This window comes from Roseivivax sp., from assembly GCF_054552075.1.
On sequence record NZ_JBTOLZ010000022.1, the window covers coordinates 24,974 to 45,731 of the forward strand.

At 69.9% G+C, this 20,758-nt stretch carries 19 protein-coding genes; 5 read left to right on the plus strand and 14 right to left on the minus strand.

The annotated features are described in order from the left end of the window. Nucleotides 1-11 precede the first annotated feature (11 nt). From ftsZ to ACX938_RS15430, 12 genes are all read right to left on the minus strand, one after another. The gene (gene ftsZ, locus ACX938_RS15375) at nucleotides 12-1,679 is read right to left on the minus strand and encodes a cell division protein FtsZ (protein ID WP_459431708.1); all 1,668 of its coding nucleotides are present in this window, start codon (nucleotides 1,677-1,679) and stop codon (nucleotides 12-14) included. A 173-nt stretch (nucleotides 1,680-1,852) separates the two neighbouring features. Then, nucleotides 1,853-3,187 (minus strand): cell division protein FtsA, encoded by a 1,335-nt coding sequence (ftsA, locus tag ACX938_RS15380; RefSeq protein WP_232753541.1) that lies wholly within the window; start codon nucleotides 3,185-3,187, stop codon nucleotides 1,853-1,855. Nucleotides 3,188-3,191: 4 nt separating this feature from the next. After that, nucleotides 3,192-3,998 (minus strand): cell division protein FtsQ/DivIB, encoded by an 807-nt coding sequence (locus ACX938_RS15385; protein ID WP_232753571.1) that lies wholly within the window; start codon nucleotides 3,996-3,998, stop codon nucleotides 3,192-3,194. Nucleotides 3,999-4,045: 47 nt separating this feature from the next. Then, complete coding sequence (locus ACX938_RS15390) at nucleotides 4,046-4,960, minus strand: D-alanine--D-alanine ligase (protein ID WP_459431709.1); 915 nt, start codon at nucleotides 4,958-4,960, stop codon at nucleotides 4,046-4,048. Nucleotides 4,961-5,058: 98 nt separating this feature from the next. Continuing rightward, entirely contained in the window at nucleotides 5,059-5,982 is a 924-nt protein-coding gene (murB, locus tag ACX938_RS15395; protein WP_459431710.1) for a UDP-N-acetylmuramate dehydrogenase, read from the minus strand. A 576-nt stretch (nucleotides 5,983-6,558) separates the two neighbouring features. Further along, nucleotides 6,559-6,813 (minus strand): DUF2484 family protein, encoded by a 255-nt coding sequence (locus ACX938_RS15400; RefSeq protein WP_232753538.1) that lies wholly within the window; start codon nucleotides 6,811-6,813, stop codon nucleotides 6,559-6,561. Nucleotides 6,814-6,961: 148 nt separating this feature from the next. After that, nucleotides 6,962-8,362, minus strand: a complete 1,401-nt coding sequence (gene murC, locus ACX938_RS15405; protein WP_459431711.1) for a UDP-N-acetylmuramate--L-alanine ligase — start codon at nucleotides 8,360-8,362, stop codon at nucleotides 6,962-6,964. A gap of 82 nt (nucleotides 8,363-8,444) precedes the next feature. After that, nucleotides 8,445-9,542, minus strand: a complete 1,098-nt coding sequence (locus tag ACX938_RS15410) for a UDP-N-acetylglucosamine--N-acetylmuramyl-(pentapeptide) pyrophosphoryl-undecaprenol N-acetylglucosamine transferase (RefSeq protein ID WP_232753536.1) — start codon at nucleotides 9,540-9,542, stop codon at nucleotides 8,445-8,447. A gap of 53 nt (nucleotides 9,543-9,595) precedes the next feature. Further along, nucleotides 9,596-10,762, minus strand: a complete 1,167-nt coding sequence (ftsW, locus tag ACX938_RS15415; protein WP_459431712.1) for a putative lipid II flippase FtsW — start codon at nucleotides 10,760-10,762, stop codon at nucleotides 9,596-9,598. A 396-nt stretch (nucleotides 10,763-11,158) separates the two neighbouring features. Next, nucleotides 11,159-11,686 (minus strand): peroxiredoxin-like family protein, encoded by a 528-nt coding sequence (locus tag ACX938_RS15420; protein WP_459431713.1) that lies wholly within the window; start codon nucleotides 11,684-11,686, stop codon nucleotides 11,159-11,161. 404 nt (nucleotides 11,687-12,090) lie between these two features. Continuing rightward, a complete protein-coding gene (locus ACX938_RS15425; RefSeq protein WP_459431714.1) occupies nucleotides 12,091-12,855 on the minus strand; it encodes an alpha/beta fold hydrolase in 765 nt (254 codons plus the stop codon). Nucleotides 12,856-12,934: 79 nt separating this feature from the next. Continuing rightward, the gene (locus tag ACX938_RS15430; protein WP_459431715.1) at nucleotides 12,935-14,194 is read right to left on the minus strand and encodes an MFS transporter; all 1,260 of its coding nucleotides are present in this window, start codon (nucleotides 14,192-14,194) and stop codon (nucleotides 12,935-12,937) included. A 136-nt stretch (nucleotides 14,195-14,330) separates the two neighbouring features. On the opposite strand from ACX938_RS15430, the gene thrS reads away from it, so the two are divergent. From thrS to ACX938_RS15455, 5 genes are all read left to right on the plus strand, one after another. Then, complete coding sequence (gene thrS / locus ACX938_RS15435; RefSeq protein ID WP_459431716.1) at nucleotides 14,331-16,310, plus strand: threonine--tRNA ligase; 1,980 nt, start codon at nucleotides 14,331-14,333, stop codon at nucleotides 16,308-16,310. A 569-nt stretch (nucleotides 16,311-16,879) separates the two neighbouring features. Further along, complete coding sequence (locus tag ACX938_RS15440) at nucleotides 16,880-17,176, plus strand: BufA1 family periplasmic bufferin-type metallophore (protein WP_232753530.1); 297 nt, start codon at nucleotides 16,880-16,882, stop codon at nucleotides 17,174-17,176. Between the two features lie 99 nt (nucleotides 17,177-17,275). Then, complete coding sequence (gene bufB, locus ACX938_RS15445) at nucleotides 17,276-18,127, plus strand: MNIO family bufferin maturase (RefSeq protein ID WP_459431717.1); 852 nt, start codon at nucleotides 17,276-17,278, stop codon at nucleotides 18,125-18,127. Beyond that, the gene (locus tag ACX938_RS15450; RefSeq protein ID WP_459431718.1) at nucleotides 18,124-18,876 is read left to right on the plus strand and encodes an HvfC/BufC family peptide modification chaperone; all 753 of its coding nucleotides are present in this window, start codon (nucleotides 18,124-18,126) and stop codon (nucleotides 18,874-18,876) included. The genes bufB and ACX938_RS15450 overlap by 4 nt, the downstream gene beginning before the upstream one ends. Then, nucleotides 18,870-19,424 carry a DoxX family membrane protein gene (locus ACX938_RS15455; RefSeq protein ID WP_459431719.1) on the plus strand — a complete coding sequence of 185 codons (555 nt, stop codon included), beginning with the start codon at nucleotides 18,870-18,872 and terminating at the stop codon, nucleotides 19,422-19,424. The genes ACX938_RS15450 and ACX938_RS15455 overlap by 7 nt, the downstream gene beginning before the upstream one ends. A gap of 3 nt (nucleotides 19,425-19,427) precedes the next feature. Here the strand turns inward: ACX938_RS15455 and ACX938_RS15460 are convergent, their stop codons facing one another. Both ACX938_RS15460 and ACX938_RS15465 read right to left on the minus strand, forming a co-directional pair. Next, entirely contained in the window at nucleotides 19,428-19,742 is a 315-nt protein-coding gene (locus ACX938_RS15460) for an ArsC/Spx/MgsR family protein (protein ID WP_232753526.1), read from the minus strand. A gap of 86 nt (nucleotides 19,743-19,828) precedes the next feature. Further along, the gene (locus ACX938_RS15465; RefSeq protein WP_232753525.1) at nucleotides 19,829-20,734 is read right to left on the minus strand and encodes a LysR family transcriptional regulator; all 906 of its coding nucleotides are present in this window, start codon (nucleotides 20,732-20,734) and stop codon (nucleotides 19,829-19,831) included. Nucleotides 20,735-20,758 lie beyond the last annotated feature (24 nt).

A 20,758-nucleotide genomic window follows, 5' to 3' on the forward strand; every position in this document is an offset into this window, starting at 1 on the left:
GTGACCGGTTTTCAGTTCGCCTGGCGCCGCAGGAAGGCGGGAATCTCGATCCGATCCTCGTCTTCCTCCTCGTCGTGGCTGGTCATCGGGTCGGGCTGACGGGCATGCATCGGCGGCTGGGTGCGGCGCGCGGGCGCGGCCGATCCTTCGCCGTGATGGCCGGTCATCCGGTTGATCAGCGAGTTGATCCCGAAGCGCGATTTCTCGGCGTCGCCACCGGTGCCCCGCTCCTGTCCGCGCGGTGCGCCGCGGCCCGCGGGGGCCTCGTCTCGGGCGCGGTCGGCGGCGGCCTGAAGGCGCGCCAGCGTGTCCGGCGACGGCCGCCCGGCGGGCTGCTGCTGCTGGCCGCGCGGGGCGACGAAGGCCTCGGCGTTCTGGTCGACCGCGTCGGGCTGCGGCTGGAACTCGGCGACGCGCGGCTGGTAGGCCGGAGGCGGCAGGCCGTCGTCGCCCTGGGCCGCGTGCTGCTGGCCGTCATCGTAGGAGGGCGGCAGCTGGCCGTCGGCGGTGCGCTGGCCTTCGAGGTCGGTGAAGAGCGAGGGCTCCTCGTCCTCGTAGGTCTCGGCGCGGACCGCGCGGGCGGCGGGACGCTGGGCCGGCTGCTGCGCGGCCGGGGCCGGCGCGGCGGCGGGCGCCACTTCCTCGACCTCGTCGCCCTGGTTCAGGGGCTCGCGCAGGGTGCGGCGCGGGACCGGCACCTCGGCCTGTTCTTCGCTGACGTCGATGCCGGTGGCCACGACGCTCACGCGCATGCAGCCTTCCAGCGTGTCGTCGAGGGTCGAGCCGACGATGATGTTGGCGTCCGGGTCGACCTCTTCGCGGATGCGGTTGGCCGCCTCGTCCAGCTCGAAGAGCGTCAGGTCGTGGCCGCCGGTGATGTTGATCAGCACGCCGCGGGCGCCTTTGAGGCTGATCTCGTCGAGCAGCGGGTTCGCGATGGCCTTCTCGGCGGCCTGGATCGCGCGATCCTCGCCGTCGGCCTCGCCGGTGCCCATCATCGCCTTGCCCATCTCGTCCATGACCGCGCGCACGTCGGCGAAGTCGAGGTTGATGAGGCCCGGCCGGACCATCAGGTCGGTCACGCCCTTCACGCCCTGGTAGAGCACGTCATCGGCCATTGAGAAGGCCTCGGTGAAGGTGGTGCGCTCGTTCGCCAGCCGGAAGAGGTTCTGGTTGGGAATGATGATCAGCGTGTCGACGACCTTCTGCAGCGCCTCGACGCCGTCCTCGGCCTGGCGCATCCGCTTGCCGCCCTCGAACTGGAAGGGCTTGGTCACGACGCCGACGGTCAGCACGCCCAGCTCGCGGGCCGCCTGGGCGATGATCGGCGCCGCACCGGTGCCGGTGCCGCCGCCCATGCCGGCGGTGATGAAGCACATATGCGCGCCGGCCAGGTGATCGACGATCTGCTCGATGCTTTCCTCGGCGGCGGCGGCGCCGACGGTGGCCCGGGCGCCTGCACCGAGGCCCTCGGTCACCTTCACGCCCAGCTGGATCGTCGCCTGCGCGCGGCTTTGCTGCAGCGCCTGGGCGTCGGTGTTCGCCACAACGAAGTCGCAGCCGTCCAGCGACTTCTCGATCATGTTGTTCACGGCATTGCCGCCCGCACCGCCGACACCGAACACGGTGATACGCGGCTTCAGCTCTTCGTGCCCGGGCACAGAAAGGTTCAAAGTCATCGCAAATCCGCCTGCTTGTTCTGGACCGGTTGCCAGCCCTTTTTCGCCTATTTCCCCCAAGTATTACCGATGGCAGCGCATCTCGTCACGTGAAAAACACGTATTTTCTACCAAATCTGGGAAATCAGACCCCCAGATTCGCGGTATTTCGCCGATTGAGCGATATCTTGCGGTTACCAATTATCCCTGAACCATTTTACCGCCCGCTGAAACGACCGCGCGGGCAGCCGTTCGACCGGGATCTCGAAGTCCCACCATTCGTCCTGGGGATGCGCGGCAAAGAGGCAGAGCCCCACCGCGCTGGAGAAGCCGGGCCCGGTGGCGGCCTGCGGCAGACCGTGCACCCTCATCGGCCGGCCAAGCCGCACCTGCTGGCCGAGGATCTTCGAGGCCAGCCCGTCGAGCCCGGGGATCTGGCTGCCCGCCCCGGTCAGCACGATCTGCTGCGAGGGCAGATGGTCGAAGCCCGCCGCGTCGAGCCGGGCGCGCGCCTCCTCGAGGATCTCCTCGACGCGGGGGCGCATGATGCCGATCAGCTCGGCCCGGCTGGCGGTGCGGCGGTCGTGTTCCCAGTCGCCGGTCTCGCCGCCGATCTCGATCATCTCGCGGTCGTCCATGCCGGTGGCCACGACGCCGCCGTAGAAGGTCTTGATGCGCTCGGCGGTGGCCATGGGCACCTGCAGGCCCATGGAGATGTCCGAGGTGATGTGATCTCCGCCCATGCGCACCGCATCGGCGTAGATCATGTGTTTCTTCATGAAGATCGAGATGCCGGTGGAGCCGCCGCCCATGTCGATGCAGGCCGCGCCCAGCTCCTGCTCGTCCTCGACCAGCGCCGCGATGCCCGAGGCGTAGGAGGACGAGGCAAGCCCCGCCAGCTCCAGGTCGCAGCGCTTCACGCAATGGGCGAGGTTCTGGATCGCCATGCCGTCGACGGTGAGCATATGCATGTCGGTGGCCAGCTCCTGGCCGATCTGCCCGCGCGGGTCCGAGAGGCCCGAGCGGTGGTCCAGCGCGAAGTTCACCGGCTGGGCGTGCAGCACCTCGCGGGTGTCGCCGAAGTCCGGCACGTCGCAGGCCGAAAGCACCCGCGCCACGTCCTGTTCGCTGACCTGGGTGCCCTCGAGCTCGACCTGCCCCGCCAGCCCGTAGGAGCGCGGATCGGCGCCCGAGAAACAGGCGATCACGTGGTCGACCCGGATCTGCGCCATCTTCTGTGCCGCCTGCACCGCGGTGCGGATCGCGCGTTCGGTCTCGCCCATGGAGGCGACCTCGCCGAAGCGCACCCCGCGCGAGCGCGTGGTCGCCGCGCCGATCACCCGGAAGCCCGACTGCCCCGCGAGCGAGCCGACCCCGTCGCTGTCGAAGTCGCGCTCGGTCCCGTCGAAGCGCAGGATCAGGCAGGCGATCTTGGACGAGCCCACATCCAGGATGGCAACAACCCCGCGCTGCATGGCGGCCCGGCGCATGTTGCGCATCGCTCGCTGGGATTCGTACAGCTCGATCATGATGTTACCTGTCCCCTACCTCGATTTTTCTGATCCGCCGGAGTTCCTCCAGCGCGTATTCTGAGAGCCGGAGCGTCGGCCGTTCGGCCAGACGCAGGTCGACGGCGACGACATCCCGGCCCAGCATGTCGACCGCCTGATCCATGGCGATGGCCCGCTCCAGCGCGCGCACCGCGCCGGTCTCGGGCAGAAGGATGCGCTGGCCGCGGTCCAGCACCACGTCCCAGCGCCGCTCGCCGATCCGTTCGAGCCCGCGCAGCCGCGCCTGCAGCGGTGCTGCCGCCGAGAGAAGCCGCAGCGCCTCGCGCACCTGGCGGTCGGCGCCTGCGCCCGCGATGACCGGCAGATCGGGATGATCGGCGCGCTCGGCGACGGGGCCGGTCATGACCCCCTCGCGGTCCAGAAGCTCCAGCCCCTGCCGGGTCCGCCACAGGACCACCGGCGCGCGTTCGATCACGTCGATCTGCAGGATGCCGCCCTGGCGGATGAAGAGATTGGCGTTCTTCACCGCGTCGAGCCCGGTGATCGTCTGGCGCATGGCGTCCAGCTCGAGATCGAAAGAGCTGATCGGGAAGTCGAGCGGCACCACCTCGCGGATGTCCTCGGCCACGCCGTCGCTGGCCCCGTCGATGGCCATGAGCTTGACCATGAACTCCGGGCGCTGCTCGATCGCGGCGCGCATGTCGGCGAGCGTCAGCAGGAAAGCGTCGCGGTTCTCCTCGACCGAGAACCACCAGGTCGTCGCCCCGAAGGTCAGAAGGAAGGGCAGCCCGAAGCGCAGCATCAGCCGGTAGACCGGCGTGAGCATCATCCGCTCGAGCCGGTATTTCAGCCGCGAGGGCGCGGGATCGAAGCGGCTCACCTGGGGCACGAGGCATCCTCCACCATCCAGCGGCAGAAGGCGCCGAAGCTCATCCCGGCAAGCTGGGCATGCTCGGGCGAAAGCGAGGTCGGCGTCATGCCGGGCTGGGTGTTGGTCTCGAGCAGCACCAGCCCCTCGGGGCCGCGGCTCTCGTCCCAGCGGTAATCGGTGCGGCTGACCCCGCGCAGCCCGAGCGCCGCATGGGCGCGCAGCGCGTAGTCGAGGCAGGCCTCGGTGATCTCTTCGGGGATTTCGGCGGGGCAGATGTGGCGCGAGCCGCCGGGGGTGTATTTGGCGGCGTAGTCGTACCAGCCCTCGGTGACGATCTCGGTCACGCCGAGCGCCCGGTCGCCCATGACCGTGGTGGTCAGCTCGCGGCCGGGCAGGAAGGCTTCGACCATGACCAGATCGGGCATCTGCTCGTCGAGGACCGGCGGGCCGTTGGCGTCCTCGTGGACCAGGTAGACCCCGACCGAGGAGCCTTCGTTGTAGGGTTTCACCACATAGGGCGGCGGCAGCACATGGGCGGCCATGACCTCGGATTTGGTCGCCAGGCGGCTCTCGGCCACCGGCAGCCCGGCGGCGCGGTAGACTTCCTTGGTGCGCTCCTTGTCCATGGCCAGCGCCGAGGCCAGCACGCCCGAATGGGTATAGGGCCAGCCCTGCCATTCCAGGAGCCCCTGGACACAGCCGTCCTCGCCCCAGCGGCCATGCAGGGCGTTGAAGACGACATCGGGGGAAATCTCCGAGAGACGCGCAACGAGGTCGCGGCCGGCATCGACCTCGATCACCTCGAAACCCTCTGTCCGCAAAGCGGCGGCGCATTCCCTGCCGGAACTGAGTGAGACCTCGCGTTCTCGCGAGGGTCCGCCCATAATCACCGCCACTTTCGGGGTTGCCCTGCTCGACATCCCGAAACTGCCTCTCAAGTCGGGGCTTTGCCCCTATTCTTCTTTGCAACCTGCCTGCGATTGCACCTGGCGCCGGGGCTGTTCTGCCCTTCTGTCGCCTACGCGGGATCGCCCACGCGTCTGATTTCCCAGTCTAGCCGTATTCCGCTGTTTTGGAAAACCTTTTTTCGAACTTCCTCGCCCAATTCCTCGAGGTCGGCGGCGCTGGCACCGCCGGTGTTGATCAGGAAATTGGGGTGTTTCTCGCTCATCTGGGCGCCGCCGCGGCGCGCGCCGCGCAGGCCCGCCTCGTCGATCACCTTCCAGGCCTTGAGCTCCTGGCTGTCGTCCGCGCGTCCGGTCGAGGAAAAGCCCGCCGGGTTGCGGAAGGTTGAGCCCGCGGTGCGCTCCTTGGTGGGCTGGGAGGCGTCGCGGCGGGCGAGCTGATCTTCCATCTTGGCGTGCAGCGCGTCCGGGTCCCCCGCGGGCCCTTCGAGGAGCGCCTCGGTCAGCACCCAGCCCTCGGGCAGGTCGCTCTGGCGGTATTGCAGGTTCAGGTCTGCAGGCGTGAGGGTCACCACCTCGCCCCTCCGCGTCACCGCCGTCGCCTCGACCAGGCAATCGGCGAGATAGGTGCCGTAGCAGCCCGCGTTCATCCGCACCGCCCCGCCGATGGCGCCGGGGATGGTGCGCAGGAAGGTCAGGTCCACGCCCGCATCCGCCGCCTTGCGCGCCACATGGGCATCGAGCGCCGCAGCGCCCACCCGCAGCCGGTTCCCCGCCTCGACGGTGATGCTGTTGAAGCCCCGCCCGAGCCGGATCACCACCGCCCGGAGCCCGCCGTCGCGCACGATCAGGTTCGAGCCGACGCCCATGGGGAAGACCGGCAGGTCATCGGGCAGGGCTGCGAGGAACGCCGCGAGGTCCTCTCGGTCGGCGGGCTGGTAGAACCAGTCGGCCGGCCCGCCCACGCGCAGCCAGGTCAGATCCGCCAGCGCGCGGTCCTGGGTGAGTTTTCCTCGGGTCTGGGGCATGTCGGTCATGTGGCGCTTATCGGCGTGGCGGGGCGGAGGTGCAAGGGGTGTGGGGGGTGGGGTGGCAGGTGCCTGCCCCAGTCCGCGGCGCGCGGTGGCTTCGAGGATCTTCCGACGGAAGCGGGCGATTGTTGGCAAGGCCAACTCGAGAACGAACGGCTATGCAGAAAGACATGCCCTGAAGCCGCACCCCTGCCCTCTCAATCCATCCCACCAGAGGGCGCGCGCCGGGCCGGGGGCCGGCGCTGCTGCCCTCCGAGCGAGGCGCTTTATCCACGCAAGGTCGGGACTAGGGCTGATCTACGCACGCCGCCCCAAGGAGCGCCGGCCCATCGGGCCGGTCCGGCGCGCGCCCGGCATCTTCGATGCTATTCGGGCGCAAGAGGCGCTTGGGGTTGCCGGTAGGGTTAAGGTGGGAGCGGCGGGCGGATTGAGCGGGTTGCATCAGGTGTGCGCTTGACGCTTTCGGTGATGCATCGGGATCTGGATGCGGCGGCGCTTTAGCGGGCAATAAGCGCACGGTGTGTGACCCGAGGAAGGTTCGCCAGCGAACCACCTCCCCGCGCCATTTCCGCCAGCCCCCCTCTACACCCCACGCCCCAGCCGCCGCCGCAGCCAGGCGGCGAGGAAGCGCAGGGGCCAGCGCAGCATGCTGGCGCCGGCGGCGAAGGCGAGGAGGCCCACGAAAGGCCCGTTCTGATAGGTCACGAAGCCCAGAAGCGGAATGCCCAGCGCGATCAGCACATAGGCCCGCGTCCAGTGGTTGTCCCGCGAGGGCAGCATCGCCAGGAGGTTCGCCAGGAGCGCCCAGCAGAGGACCAGGATCAGCGAGGGGCTCATGCACCCGGCCCGCGAAACCGAACCAAACCGAAATCGGGGCACTCGTGCCCCAGCCCCGCGATGCGGCACCAACTGAAAACCACGGCCCTCACGCGCCCGCTCCCGGCAGCGCCATCGAACCGGTCATCAGGACCACCACCCCATCCCCTCAGCCCCCGAGCTGGGCCGGCAGGCCATGCGCCCAGGCGCTGATCGTGCCGGCGCCGAGGCAGACCACCATGTCGCCGGGGCGGGCCTCGGCGCGGACCAGGGCAGCGAGCTCCGCCTCGTCGCTGATCGCATGGGCGTTGCGGTGGCCGTGGCGGATCAGCCCGGCCACGAGATCGTCGCGCGAAGCGCCGGGGATCGGGTCCTCTCCGGCGGCATAGACATTGGCGATGGCCACCACGTCGGCCTCGTTGAAACAGCCGCAGAAGTCCTCGAAGAGGCTCGAGAGTCGCGAATAGCGGTGCGGCTGATGCACCGCGATGACCCGGCCGGTGGTGGCCTGGCGGGCGGCGCGCAGCACCGCCTGGATCTCGACCGGGTGATGGCCGTAATCGTCGATCACCGTGACGCCGCCGACCTCACCGACGCGGGTGAAGCGCCGGTTCACGCCGCCGAACTTGGCCAGCGCCGCGCGGATCTCCTCGGCCTTCATGCCGAGATGCCGCGCCACGGCCACCGCCGAGAGCGCGTTCGAGACGTTGTGGTCGCCGGGCATCGGCAGGGTGCAGCCCTCGATCACCTGGCCCTCGGCCTGCAGCGCCACGTCGAAATGCGCCACGCCCCCCTCGTAGCGCAGGTTCACCGCGCGCACGTCGGCCTGGCTGTTGAAGCCATAGGTCACCACCCGGCGGTCGGAGATCCGACCGACCAGGCGCTGCACCTCCTCGTGGTCGGTGCAGCAGACCGCCAGCCCGTAGAAGGGGATGTTCGAGACGAAATCGGTGAAGCCCTGCTTCAGCCGCTCGAAGTCGCCCCAGTGCTCCATGTGCTCGGGGTCGATGTTGGTCACGATGGCAATGGTCGCGGGCAGACGGTTGAAGGTGCCGTCGCTCTCGTCGGCCTCGACCACCATCCATTCGCCCTGCCCCATCCGGGCGTTGGAGCCATAGGCGTGGATGATGCCGCCGTTGATCACAGTGGGGTCGATCCCGCCCGAGACCAAGAGCTCGGCCACCAGCGTGGTGGTGGTGGTCTTGCCGTGGGTGCCGGCCACCGCGATGTTGGACTTCAGCCGCATCAGCTCGGCCAGCATCTCGGCGCGGCGCACCACCGGCAGGCCCTGCTGGCGCGCGGCATCAAGCTCGGGGTTGCCCGGCTTGATCGCCGAAGAGATCACCACGACCTCCGCGCCCTCGAGGTTCTCGCCGCTCTGGCCCTCGAAGATCCGCGCGCCGAGGCCCGCGAGCCGCTCGGTGATCTTGGAGGCCTTCAGGTCCGAGCCCTGCACCGCGTAGCCGTGGTTCAACAGCACCTCCGCGATGCCGGACATGCCGATGCCCCCGATGCCGACGAAATGGATCGGGCCGACATCGGTCGGCAGCTTGGTGGCGGCGGCGTTCATGGGCGGAAGGCTCCTTTCTGGGCGCAGGTAGGTGCGCAGCTCTGGGCGCGGGTCTGGGCGCGGGTCTGGGCGGGTCTGAGGGTCACGGCCGGGCGAGGTCTTCGACCAGTTCGGCCAGGGCCTCGGCGGCCTCGGGCTTGCCGGTGCTCAGGGCGGCGCGGGCCATCTGCATGGCGCCGTCGGGATGTTCGAGCACGCTCTGGATCGCCTCGGCACAGCTCTCGACCGAGAGCCGGCGCTCGGGGATGCGGATCGCGCCGCCGGCCTCGGTCAGCCCGCGGGCATTGGCGGTCTGGTGGTCGGCGGTGGCGGCGGCGAAGGGCACCAGGATCGCCGGCCGCCCGATCACCGAGAGATCGGCCACCGAGGAGGCGCCCGAGCGCGAGATCACCAGCTGCGCCTCGCTCATGCGGGCGGGAATGTCCTTGAAGAAGGGCGCGACCTCGGCGTCGATGCCGTGTTCGGCGTAGAAGCCGCGCACCCGCTCGAGGTCCTCCTCGCGGGCCTGGTGGCTGACGCGCAGGTGGCGCAGGTAGTCGACCGGCAGGCTGGCGATGGCCGGGGGCACCACGTCCGAGAGCACCCGCGCGCCCTGGCTGCCGCCGATCACCAGAAGCGACATCGGGTAGTCGCCGGGCGGGATGTAGCCCGCGCCGCGCCGCTCGTAGACCGCCATGCGCACGGGGTTGCCGGTGTGCATGGCCTCGACGCCCTCGGGCAGCTCGGTCGGCCAGGTGCCGCAGGCGATGCGGTCGACGCGGGTGGCGAAAAGCGCGTTCACCCGGCCCAGCACGCCGTTCTGTTCGTGGATCATCCGCGGCAGCCGCAGCAGCGTCGCGGCGCTGAGCGCCGGGATCGAGGGGTAACCGCCGAAGCCCACCACCACCGTCGGCCGGTCGCGCATCATCCGCCAGGTCATCGCCAGCGTGCCGCCGGCCACGGTGAAGGGCACCCGCGCTTTGGACAGGAGCCCGCCCCGGGCGAAGGTCCCCGAGGAGACCTGCTCGATCTCGACGGTATGCGGAAATCCGCCGGTGTAGCGCGCGCCGCGGGCGTCGGTGGAGAGTTTCACCCGCCAGCCGCGCCGCAGCATGACCTCGGCCAGGCTCTGGGCGGGGAACATGTGCCCGCCCGTGCCGCCGGCCGCGATGACCAGAAGCGGGGGAGTGCCCTCGGTCATATCTCATCCCTCCTATCCTGGCGCGCGTGCCGACCCGCGCGCGAGGCCCGGCCTTAGCGCAGCCGCCCGCGCAGGAGGTCGCCGATCTCGCCCTGCGGCCGCGTCCGGGTGAAGGCGAGCAGCATGCCCACCGTAATGCCCATGGCGATCAGCGACGAGCCGCCGTAGCTCACGAACGGCAGGGTCATGCCCTTGGCCGGAAGAAGCCGCACCGCGACGCCCATGTTGATCATCGCCTGCACGCCGAACATGCAGGCCAGCCCGGTCCCGGCAAGCCGAATGAAGGGATCGCGTTCCTTCATCAACCGCAGGAGCGACCGGACGACGACGAGCGCATAAAGACAGATGATCAGGAGGACAAGAACGAGCCCGTATTCCTCGGCGGCGACGGCGATGATGAAATCGGTATGGGCATCGGGCAGCGACCATTTCACCTGGCCCTCGCCGACGCCCACGCCGAGGAAGCCGCCCTCCTGGATGGCGTTGGTGGCATAGCCGATCTGGGTGGTCGGATCGATGTCGGGATCGAGGAAGCCGTCGATGCGGCGGGCGAAATGCTCGGAGTTGTTGTAGGCGACCATGCCGCCCAGCACCACGAGGCCCGCCATGCCGACCAGCAGCACCATGGGCGCGCCGCCGACGAAATACATCACCCCCCAGCCGAAGAGCACCAGGCAGGCCTGGCCGAAGTCGGGCTGCATGGCCAGCATCAGCACGATGGCGGTCACCAGGCAGAAGGACCAGAGCCGCCCCGGCGGGCCGCCGATGTCCTGCGCCGCGGCGATCATCCAGGCGGCGACCGCGAGGAAGGTGGGCTTCAGGAACTCCGAGGGCTGCAGGCTCGCGAAGCCCAGCGAATACCAGCGCACCGCCCCCTTGCCGAAGTCGGTGCCGAAGAACGGCAGGAGCGCCAGCGCCACGAAGGACACCAGGAACCCCAGGATCGCCAGCCGCCGCACCGTCGCGGGCGCCATCATCGAGGTGATGAACATCGCCCCCAGCGCCGCGAAGCCGAAGACCGCCTGGCGCTGCACGTAGTGGAAGGGATCGAAGCCGTTGCGCTCGGCCAGCGGCGGCGAGGCCGCGAGACCCAGCAGGATGCCGATCGCGAAGAGAATGAGGATGCAGGAGAGCGACCACTTGTCGATCGTCCGCCACCATTTCGGCAGGATCGGCTCGCTGTCGCGCACCGGTACCGTGCCATATACCATCTCGGTCATGGGAACCGCCCGAATTTTCTGCCTCGATACGCCCGGTTGTCCGGGTCTCGGGCGTCATAGTAGCGGGCTTGCCGCGCTCAGGCCAGCGAAACTCTCGCCCATGCGCGAGCGGCCGCGCCTGGGGCGATGCGGCGGGTAACGGCGGGTCCGGGGCGGCGCGTCTCAGGGGGCTCGGTCCCTGTCATTGGCTCAGGGACGGCGGGCCTCGGAGAACGGGGGGCGTATCGCCGGGTGCGGACGCTGCGCCCAGAGCGACGCGGCCCGGATCAGCGGACCGGGCACGGTGCGCCTCGTGCCGGAAGGCGGGTGTCCCGGGCGCACTCCCCTCCCCCAAACGCAAACGGCCGCGCCCTCGGGGGGACGCGGCCGCAGCATGGGGTCGGGCATAGGCGCCGATCAGGCCGCCTTGCTGGTGCCCCGGATCGGGTAGTCCTTCTCGCGGATGAAGGAGATGCCCTTCATCACCTTCTGCAGGTCGGGCCGCGAGAAGGGCGCGTTGGAGATGTCGACGATCTGCAGGTTGCCTTCGGCGTTGACCACGTAGAGGCCGGGCTCGGCGAAGGGCTGGTCGGTCTCCTGCGGGCCGCGCGGGTCCGAGATGTAGAGGCCGAGGCGGCTCATGTCCGAAAGGCTCAGGTCGTAGCCGACGGTCAGCGAGATGCCGGTCTCCTCGACGAAGGCGCAGGCCTTGTCCTCGGGGTCGCCCGAGATCGCCAGGAGGTCGATGCCCAGCTCGGAGAAGCGCGGCGCCAGCTCCTGCAGCTCCTTGAGGTAGGTCTTGCAGATCGGGCAGTGCAGCCCGCGGTAGACCACGATCATCTGCCAGTCGTGGTCGCCCTGCGGCTGGCCGAGCTTGGCGGCGCCGCCCGAGAGGGTCGGCAGTTCGATGGCGGGAAGCGGTTGGCCGGGGTCGATGCGGGACATGGGTCCTCCATGGATTTGCGATAACTTACAAGCCGAACGTGCCGCGCGCGACCGGGTTCCGCCGGGGGGCGCTGGCGCGGCGGGCAGCGGGAGCGGCGCGGCGGGTAGCGGGAGCGGCGCGGTGGGCAGCGGACGGCGGGGGCTACGCCGTGGGCAGCGGGTGGCGGGAGCGGCGTGCTGGGCTGCGGGCAGCGGAGGCGACGCCGTGGGCAGCGGGGGCGCGGTGGGCGCTGAGAACCAAGCGCCGAATGGCAGTCTGCGCGGCGCGGCCCGCGAGGACCAAGCCCGGACCGGCCGAGATTGCGAAGCGGCGGGCTGAAAGATCCCAAGCGCGGGGGCATCCAAGGCCCCTGCCCTTGCAAGACCGCCCCGACGCGCGCCGACGACCCGGCGCGCCCCGCCCTTCACGCAGCCGCGGCGGCGCCTCCCGCCAACACATCCTCGATCGCCACTTCGATCATCCGCAGGCAGGCGGGGTCCGAGAAGCGGTGGTCGGCGCCGCGCACCAGGCTCAACCGCACGTCATCGCCGGAGATGTGATCGAGCAGCCCCAGCGCGGTGGCGCGGGTGACAGCCTCGTCCTCGGTGCCCTGCAGGAGCCGCACCGGGTAGGGCATGACCAGCGGGCTGCGCATCACCAGGTTCGCGCGGCCGTCCTCGATCAGCCGGCGGGTGACGATATAGGGATCGCCGTAGTCCGAGGGCAGCTCGATCTGCCCGTCCTGCATGATCGTCTGGCGCTCGGCCTCCGAGAAGCCGGCCCAGAAGCCTTCTTCGGTGAAATCCGGCGCCGCGGCGATGCCGACGAAGCCCGCGACCGCCTCGCCCAGCCGCTTGGCCAGGAGCGTCGCGATCCAGCCGCCCATGGAAGAGCCCACCAGCAGCACCTTGCCCGGGGCCGCCGCGCGGATCACCGCCTCGGCATCCGCCGCCCAGTCGCCGATGGCGCCTTCCTCGAAGACGCCGCCCGATTGGCCGTGGCCGGAATAATCGAGCCGCAGGAAGGCGCGGCCCTCAGCCTTGGCCCAGGCCTCGAGGTGCACCGCCTTGGTGCCCTCCATGTCGGACTTGTAGCCCGAGAGGAAGACCACCGTCGGCCCCTCGCCCTCGGTCTTGGCATAGGCCAGCTCGCGCCCCTCGGGGCTCGTCAGTTTCTGGATCTCGCTCATCGTTCTGCCTCCGTCGCCTCGCGCGCGACCATGCCGGGCCGGGGCGGCGCTGGCCAGCCCCGGCGGATGCGTCAGGCGCTCAGGCTTGTTCGACTTCGTTCAGACGCAGCGCCAGGACGGCGCCCGCGATCGACAGGAGCGCGAAGCCCGCCAGGGCCGCCACGGGCCCCAGCGCGGCCAGCGCGCCGCCCAGCGCGCCCACGACCAGGAGCAGCACCCCGATCGCGGTATTGGCCAGCGCCGCGTAAGAGGCGCGCTGGTCCTCGGGCGCCATGTCCACCAGGTAGGTCGAGCGGCTGACCCGCACCCCGTGGTAGCCGGTCTGCAGCACGAACAGCACCAGCGGCGTGACCCAGACCGCCGAGGTCCAGCCCAGGAGCGCGGCCAGCACCGCGACGCCCATGGCGCCGCCGCCGACCAGCCCGCCCAGCGCCATGACCTGCCGCGCCGAACGGTCCGAGAGCCGCCCCCAGACGAAGGAGGACAAAAAGCCCGCCGCCGCCGAGGCCAGAAGCAGCGCGCCAAGCTGGCCGAGCGCCCCGCCGCCCTCGTCGAGAAGCACGAAATAGGGCGGCGCCAGCGCCGTCGCGGTAAGGAGCCCCCGCGTGGCGATGAAGCGGCGGAACTGCGCATCCTCGCGCAGCGGCGCGAAGTTCAGCGCCGCGCGGTCCTGCGGCTCCGAGGGCTGTTCCTCGATCCGGGTGAAGAGAAGCGCCGCCAGAAGCCAGAGCAGCGCCGCGAGGCCCACCGCCACGGCCAGCGGCGTGACCTCCTGCAGGAGCCCCGACATCAGGAGCAGCGCAAACAGCAGAACCGCCGCCGAGGCGGCCGAGCCGGCCACGCCCTTGACCGCGCCGCGGCGGGTCTTCTTCACGGTCTTGCCGAGAATGTCCTTGTAGCTCACCGAACAGGCCGCGCGGGAGACCGCCAGAAGCGCCAGGAGCCCGCAGATCACGAGCCCGCCGGCCCAGCCTTCCAGCGTCAGCGCGGCGCCCGCGATGCCGAGCGCGGCGAGGCCCTGCCCCGCCGAGCCCGCGACCCAGAACCACTTCCGCCGCTCCGCGCCCTCGACCGGGCCGGCCATCAGCACCTGCGGCAGGAGCGCCCCGGCCTCGCGGATCGGCACCAGAAGGCCCACCAGCACCGCCGGCGCGCCGATCGCCTGCATCATGTAGGCCAGCACCAGCTTCGGCGAGATCAGCCCGTCGGCCACCTTGGTCATCGACAGCGACAGCATGTGGCGCAGCCCGTTGCGGGCCTCGCGCGCATCCGCGGCGCCCGCGTCGTCGGTCAGCGCGCCGTAGATGTCCTTGGCGTCGGTCTCGGTGATCTCGTTCATGCCGGTCCCCTCGGTAAAGATGGCCCAAACGCCGGCGCTTGACAGCCGGTTCCGCGCCGCGCAGAAGGCGGGGCATCACATATAACCCGCAACCGGGCGTTCCGTGGGCGCCAAACCGACGAGGAGACAAGGCTTTATGCCCCAGATTTCCCTGACATTTCCCGATGGCAATGCGCGCGCTTTCGACGCAGGGGTGACCCCTGCCGAGGTCGCCGCCTCGATCTCGAAGTCGCTGGAGAAGAAGGCCATCTCGGCCTCGGTCGACGGCACGCATTGGGACCTGCAATGGCCGATCGAGCAGGACGCGCAGATCGCCATCCACACGCTGCAGGACGACGACCAGGCGCTCGAGCTGATCCGCCACGACCTCGCCCATATCATGGCGCGCGCGGTGCAGGAGATCTGGCCCGACGTGAAGGTCACCATCGGCCCGGTGATCGACAACGGCTGGTATTACGACTTCGATCGCCAGGAGCCCTTCACCCCCGAGGACCTCGGGCGGATCGAGAAGCGCATGAAGGAGATCATCGCCTCCCGTGACCCGGTGACCACCGAGGTCTGGGAGCGCGACCGCGCCATGGCCCACTACGAAGAGCGCGGCGAGCCCTTCAAGGTCGAGCTGATCGAGGCGATCCCCGGCACCGATCCGATCCGCATGTATTGGCACGGCGACTGGCAGGACCTCTGCCGCGGCCCGCACCTGCAGCACACCGGCCAGGTGCCCGCCGATGCCTTCAAGCTGATGTCGGTGGCCGGCGCCTATTGGCGCGGCGACTCGAGCCGCGCGATGCTGCAGCGCATCTACGGCGTCGCCTTCAAGAACAAGGAGGCGCTCAAGGCGCATCTGACCATGCTCGAGGAGGCCGCCAAGCGCGACCACCGCAAGCTCGGCCGCGAGATGGACCTCTTCCACATGCAGGAAGAGGCCCCGGGCCAGGTCTTCTGGCACCCCAACGGCTGGACCATCTACACCGAGCTGCAGGACTACATGCGCCGCAAGCAGCGCGCCGGCGGCTACCGCGAGATCAACACCCCGCAGGTGGTCGACCGCCGCCTCTGGGAAGCCTCGGGCCACTGGGACAAGTACCAGCACCACATGTTTGTGGTCGAGGTCGACGAAAGCCGCGACGGCGAGACCGACGACGCCAGCGCCAAGAACAAGGACCAGACCCGGATCAACGCGCTGAAGCCGATGAACTGCCCCTGCCACGTGCAGGTCTTCAACCAGGGCCTGAAGTCCTACCGTGACCTGCCGCTGCGCCTGGCCGAGTTCGGCTCCTGCGCGCGCTTCGAACCCTCGGGCGCGCTGCACGGAATCATGCGGGTGCGCGGCTTCACCCAGGACGACGCGCATATCTTCTGCACCGAGGACCAGATCCAGGAGGAATGCGCGCGCTTCATCGACTTCCTCGCCGGGGTCTACCGCGAGCTGGGCTTCCCGGAGTTCGAGATCCGCTTCGCCACCCGCCCCGAGAAGCGCGTGGGCTCCGAGGAAAGCTGGGACCACGTCGAGGGCGCGCTCGAGAACGCCATCAAGGCGGTCGGCCGCGACTACGTGCTGGAGCCCGGCGACGGCGCCTTCTACGGCCCGAAGCTCGACTTCTACCTGACCGACGCCATCGGCCGGGTCTGGCAGTGCGGCACGTTCCAGGTCGACCCCAACCTGCCCGAGCGGCTGGGCGCGAGCTATATCGCCGCCGACGGCGCCAAGCACCGGCCCTACATGCTGCACCGCGCCTGCCTGGGCTCCTTCGAGCGCTTCATCGGCATCCTGATCGAGGAACACGCCGGCAAGCTGCCCTTCTGGCTGGCCCCGCGCCAGGTGGTCGTGGCCTCGATCACCTCGGAGGCCGACGACTACTGCCAGGAGGTCGCCGAGGCGCTCTCGGCCGCCGGCGTCCGCGCCGAGACCGACCTGCGCAACGAGAAGATCAACTACAAGGTCCGCGAGCATTCGGTCGGCAAGGTGCCGATGATCCTGGCCATCGGGCACCGCGAGGTCGAGGAGCGCACCGTCACCCTGCGGCGCCTCGGCGAGAAGAAGACCGAGGTCATGGCGCTCGACGAGGTGATCACCGCGCTCGGCGCGGAGGCGACGCCCCCGGACATGGGGTGATCTTGCGTGCGGCCCGGCCGGCTGGTCGGGCCGGGCTTGCGTGACGGAGGTTTTGTGGCCGTTGCGCTGAGGCGCGGGCTGGGCCGCTGTGAGGGCACGGCGCGGTTTGTTCGGCTGCTGCGCCCGGGGCGCGCGGGGGCGCTTTGGGCGGCAAAGCCGGCGAGGGCTCTGCCCTCGCGCTCCCGAGGTATTTTCGCCAAGATGAAGGGGCTTTTGGGGGGCGCGGGCTTTTGCGTCTGTCTCCGGGCCCGGCGGCGGGATTGTAACAATTCGCGCGGGGCGCGTGATCGGGCGGGCGGGCCCGGGTCCGGGGTTGCAACATTCCAGCATGGGAAGCGCGAAATGTTACAAGGGGCGCGCTGCGGCGCGCCTTGTGCGGCAGGCATATTATTCAATCAGGGCAGGTGGTTACGGGGCATTTCGCGGCGCGGGCGCGGCTGACGCGCGATAAGAGCGGCGTGATTGACACCCCTGTGAGTGGCGCGACAGCCCGTCGCAGGCGAGGCTGAAGAGGACCCGCACGGTGCGTCCGGCGGGCCTTTGACCTGTTCGATTGAAGGGAGGACGCGATGTCCACGACCATGAAGACCGCCGCCATCGTCGGCGCCGTCGCCGCAAGTTTCGCCGCCACCGGCGTCTCCGCCCAGTCCCAGGAGAAGTGCTACGGCATCTCGCTGGCGGGTGAGAACGACTGCGCCGCGGGCCCCGGCACCACCTGCGCGGGCACCTCGACCGTCGACTACCAGGGCAACGCCTGGACCCTTGTCGCCGAGGGCACCTGCGCCGAGATCGACCTGCCGGAGATGGCCGACGGCACCGCGCGCGAGGGCTCGCTCGAGCCGCTCGACCGCGACCTGCCGGCCTGAGGCATCGGCAGCGGCGCGGGGGGGCCGCGCGCGGGCGCCAAGGCACCGCCCGCGCGATGTCGCCCCCCCGCGCCACCGCTTAGGGGGAGGGCAGCGCAGATGTTCGATCTGACCCGCGAGGGCCTGCCGAACAGACCCGGCGTCGGCTTCAAGGCGCGCCATCTCGAGCCAGCCGACCCCGGCCCGGTCGGCTGGCTCGAGATCCACGCCGAGAACTACATGGGCGCCGGCGGCCGCCCGCAGGCCCAGCTTGCCGCCCTGGCCGAACGCTTCCCGATCTCGGTGCATGGCGTCGGCCTGTCGATCGGCGGGGCCGAGCCGCTCGACGCCGACCACCTGGCGCGGCTGAAGGCGCTGGTCGACCGGATCGCGCCCGCGCGCTTTTCCGAGCACCTGGCCTGGTCGACCCATGACACCAGCTATCTCAACGACCTCCTGCCCCTGCCCTATACCGAGGAAACGCTCGCGCGGGTGGCGGGGCATGTCTCCGAGGTGCAGGAGCGGCTCGACCGGCAGATGCTGCTGGAGAACCCCTCGTCCTACCTGGCCTTCACCGAGTCCGAGATGACCGAGACCGAGTTCCTCTCGGAACTGGTGCGGCGCACCGGCTGCGGGCTCCTGCTCGATGTGAACAACGTCTTCGTCTCGGCCACCAACCTCGGCTACGCGCCCGAGAGCTACATCGAGGCCTTCCCGCTGGCCGCCGTGGGCGAGATCCACCTGGGCGGCCACGACAGCGACGAGGACGACCGCGGCGCGCCGCTTCTGATCGACAGCCATGGCCGCGCGGTGGCCGACCCGGTCTGGGCGCTGCTCGACATGGTGCTGCGGCGCACCGGGCCGCTGCCGCTTCTGGTGGAATGGGACACCGATGTGCCGGACTGGCCGGTCCTCGCCGCCGAGGCCGAACGCGCGGGCCGGGCGCTCGACCGGCTCGGGGCGGGACAATGAGCGCCGAGGAAGCCTTTCGCGCCGCGCTTCTCGATCCCGCGGCGCCGGTGCCCGAGGGGCTGACCGATGGCGCGGGCCGCCCCGCCGGGCGGCGCTACGCGGTCTATCGCAACAATATCGCCGCCTCGCTGACCGAGGCGCTGGAGACCGGCTTTCCCGCCATCACCCGGCTGATCGGGGCGCAGGCCATGCGCGGGCTCGCGGGCAGCTTCCTGCGCGCGCACCCGCCGAGGACGCCGCTGATCGCCACTTACGGCCGCGACCTGCCGGAGTTCATCGCGGGCCTGCCGGCGCTGTCGCATCTGCCCTATCTGCCCGACGTGGCGCGGATCGACCTGATGATGCGCCAGAGCTACCACGCCGGGGACCATGTGCCCCTCGCGCCCGAGGCGCTGGCCGCGCTGGATGAAGAGGCGCTGGAGGCGCAGGTGCTGGAACTGGCGCCCTCGGTGCGGCTTCTGTCCTCGCGCTGGCCGGTCCTGCAGGTCTGGCGCTACACCATGGGCCGGACCTCCGAGAAACCCAAGGGCGGGGCCGAGACGCTGGCGATCCTGCGCACAGAGTTTGACCCCGAGCCCGTCGCACTGCCGCCCGGCGCCTATGCCTTCCTGACCGCCTGCGGCAGCGGCGCGCCCCTGGGCCGCGCCGTCGCGGCGGCGGGCCCGGGCTTCGACCTTGGCGCCACGCTGTCGCTACTTTTCACCCATCGCGCGCTGGTGCGCGCCCCGAAAGGACCTGCCCTATGCTGAACCGGCTTCTCTTCACGCCCGCCGACCGGACCGACATGGTCCTGCCGCTGCTCGCGCGGTTCGTCTTTGCCGCGACGCTGCTGGTCTATTTCTGGAATGCGGGCCTCACCAAGCTCGAGGGCGGGCCCTTCAGCCTGTCGATGGGGGCCTATGCGCAGATCTTCCCCAAGGCCTTCGCGGCGGTGGGCTATGACGCGAGCCAGCTTGGCGTCTTCCACTACCTGGTGGCGCTGGCGGGCACCTACGCGGAGTTCATCCTGCCCGCGCTGATCGTGCTGGGGCTGCTGGCGCGGCTCGCGGCGCTGGGAATGATCGGCTTCGTGGTGATCCAGAGCCTCACCGATCTCTACGGCCACGGCGGCATCGAGCACGCTGAGACGCTCGGCGCCTGGTTCGATCGCTTTCCCGACGGGGTGATCCTGGACCAGCGCGCCTTCTGGACGCTCGCGCTGGTCCTGATCGTGGTGAAGGGCGCGGGCGCGCTCTCGCTCGATCGCCTGCTCGAGGCGCGGCTCGCGGCCCCGGAGCGCGGGGCCGCGCGGATCTGAGGCTCAGGCGCCCAGCGCCTCGCGGGTGGTCGCGTCGAAGCCCAGGTGCATCTCCTCGCCCTTCACGATGAGCGGACGCTTCATCAGAGTCGGATGCGCGGCAATGAGCCAGACCGGCTGCTTCTTGCGCTCTTCCTCGGAAAGCTCGCGCCAGGTGGTCGAGCGGGTGTTCAGGAGCCGATCCCCGAAGCGGTCGAGCGCGGCGGTCAGAACATCGCTCGGAAGCCCGTCCTCGCGCACGTCGACGAACTCCGCGTCGGGCAGCGCCTTCTGGGCCTTTTTGCAGCTGTCGCAGGTCTTGATACCGTAGATTTTCATGATGGCTTGCCTCGCGTCGTGGTCTTGCGTGGTGGTCAGGCGGGAAACCGCGCCGCCCCGCGAGAGGTTCCACGGCTCCCCCCGCGTCAGGCGGCCTGCAGCTTCTCGGCCTCCTGCCGGGCGAGCGAGATCAGTTCCTGCACGAAACCCTTGTCCTGGTCGGCGGTGCGCGTGGCGGCATAGAGCCTGCGGGTCACGCCCTCGGCGGTGAGCGGGCGGGTCACGTAGTCGGAGTTGTATTTCACCTCGCGCACCACCCAGTCGGGCAGCACCGAGATGCCCCGGTTCGAGGCCACGAGCAGCAGGATCACCGCCGTCAGCTCGACCTGGCGCACCGAGGCGGGCTCGACCTTGGCGGGCGTCAGGAGCTGCGAGAAGATGTCGAGCCGCGAGCGCTCCACCGGGTAGGTGATCAGCGTCTGGCCACGGAAGTCCTCGGCCTCGACATAGGGTTTCTGCGCAAGCGGATGCGCCGAGGCGGCGACGAAGACCGGGTTGTAGTCGAAAAGCTCGGTGAAGGTGACGCCGGGCAGATCCTCGGGGTCCGAGGAGACCACCAGGTCGACCTCCTCCTTCATCAGCGCGGGCAGTGCGTCGAAAGCTAGGCCGGGGCGGATGTCGACATCCACGTCGGGCCAGGACTTGCGGAAGGCCTCGAGCACCGGGAAGAGCCATTCGAAACAGGCGTGGCACTCGATGGCGATATGCATCCGCCCCGTCACACCCTTGCGCAGCCCCTCGAATTCGGCGGTCAGCGCCTCGACCTGGGGCAGCACCTGTTCGGCCAGCCGCAACAGCCGGAGCCCCGCGGGCGACAGCCGCATCGGCTTCGACCGGCGCACGAAAAGCTCGACCCCGGCCTGGTCCTCGAGCCCCTTGATCTGGTGCGAGAGCGCGCTTTGTGTGATATTCAACTGGTCTGCCGCCCGCGCCAGACCTCCCGCTTCGTGGATCGCCTTGATGGTCCTGAGATGACGGAACTCGATATGCATTCCTAAGCCGGGCTCATGTTGTTC

Coding starts and splice junctions, on each gene's coding strand:
- ftsW (WP_459431712.1), bottom strand. CDS start 10,762: ATGACCGAGATGGTATATGGCACGGTACCGGTGCGCGACAGCGAGCCG.
- bufB (WP_459431717.1), top strand. CDS start 17,276: ATGTTCGATCTGACCCGCGAGGGCCTGCCGAACAGACCCGGCGTCGGC.
- murB (WP_459431710.1), bottom strand. CDS start 5,982: ATGACCGACATGCCCCAGACCCGAGGAAAACTCACCCAGGACCGCGCG.
- ACX938_RS15430 (WP_459431715.1), bottom strand. CDS start 14,194: ATGAACGAGATCACCGAGACCGACGCCAAGGACATCTACGGCGCGCTG.
- ACX938_RS15440 (WP_232753530.1), top strand. CDS start 16,880: ATGTCCACGACCATGAAGACCGCCGCCATCGTCGGCGCCGTCGCCGCA.
- ACX938_RS15410 (WP_232753536.1), bottom strand. CDS start 9,542: ATGACCGAGGGCACTCCCCCGCTTCTGGTCATCGCGGCCGGCGGCACG.
- ACX938_RS15420 (WP_459431713.1), bottom strand. CDS start 11,686: ATGTCCCGCATCGACCCCGGCCAACCGCTTCCCGCCATCGAACTGCCG.
- ACX938_RS15385 (WP_232753571.1), bottom strand. CDS start 3,998: ATGATGCTCACGCCGGTCTACCGGCTGATGCTGCGCTTCGGGCTGCCC.
- ACX938_RS15450 (WP_459431718.1), top strand. CDS start 18,124: ATGAGCGCCGAGGAAGCCTTTCGCGCCGCGCTTCTCGATCCCGCGGCG.
- murC (WP_459431711.1), bottom strand. CDS start 8,362: ATGAACGCCGCCGCCACCAAGCTGCCGACCGATGTCGGCCCGATCCAT.
- ACX938_RS15425 (WP_459431714.1), bottom strand. CDS start 12,855: ATGAGCGAGATCCAGAAACTGACGAGCCCCGAGGGGCGCGAGCTGGCC.
- ACX938_RS15455 (WP_459431719.1), top strand. CDS start 18,870: ATGCTGAACCGGCTTCTCTTCACGCCCGCCGACCGGACCGACATGGTC.
- ftsA (WP_232753541.1), bottom strand. CDS start 3,187: ATGATCGAGCTGTACGAATCCCAGCGAGCGATGCGCAACATGCGCCGG.
- ACX938_RS15460 (WP_232753526.1), bottom strand. CDS start 19,742: ATGAAAATCTACGGTATCAAGACCTGCGACAGCTGCAAAAAGGCCCAG.
- thrS (WP_459431716.1), top strand. CDS start 14,331: ATGCCCCAGATTTCCCTGACATTTCCCGATGGCAATGCGCGCGCTTTC.
- ACX938_RS15465 (WP_232753525.1), bottom strand. CDS start 20,734: ATGCATATCGAGTTCCGTCATCTCAGGACCATCAAGGCGATCCACGAA.
- ACX938_RS15390 (WP_459431709.1), bottom strand. CDS start 4,960: ATGTCGAGCAGGGCAACCCCGAAAGTGGCGGTGATTATGGGCGGACCC.
- ftsZ (WP_459431708.1), bottom strand. CDS start 1,679: ATGACTTTGAACCTTTCTGTGCCCGGGCACGAAGAGCTGAAGCCGCGT.
- ACX938_RS15400 (WP_232753538.1), bottom strand. CDS start 6,813: ATGAGCCCCTCGCTGATCCTGGTCCTCTGCTGGGCGCTCCTGGCGAAC.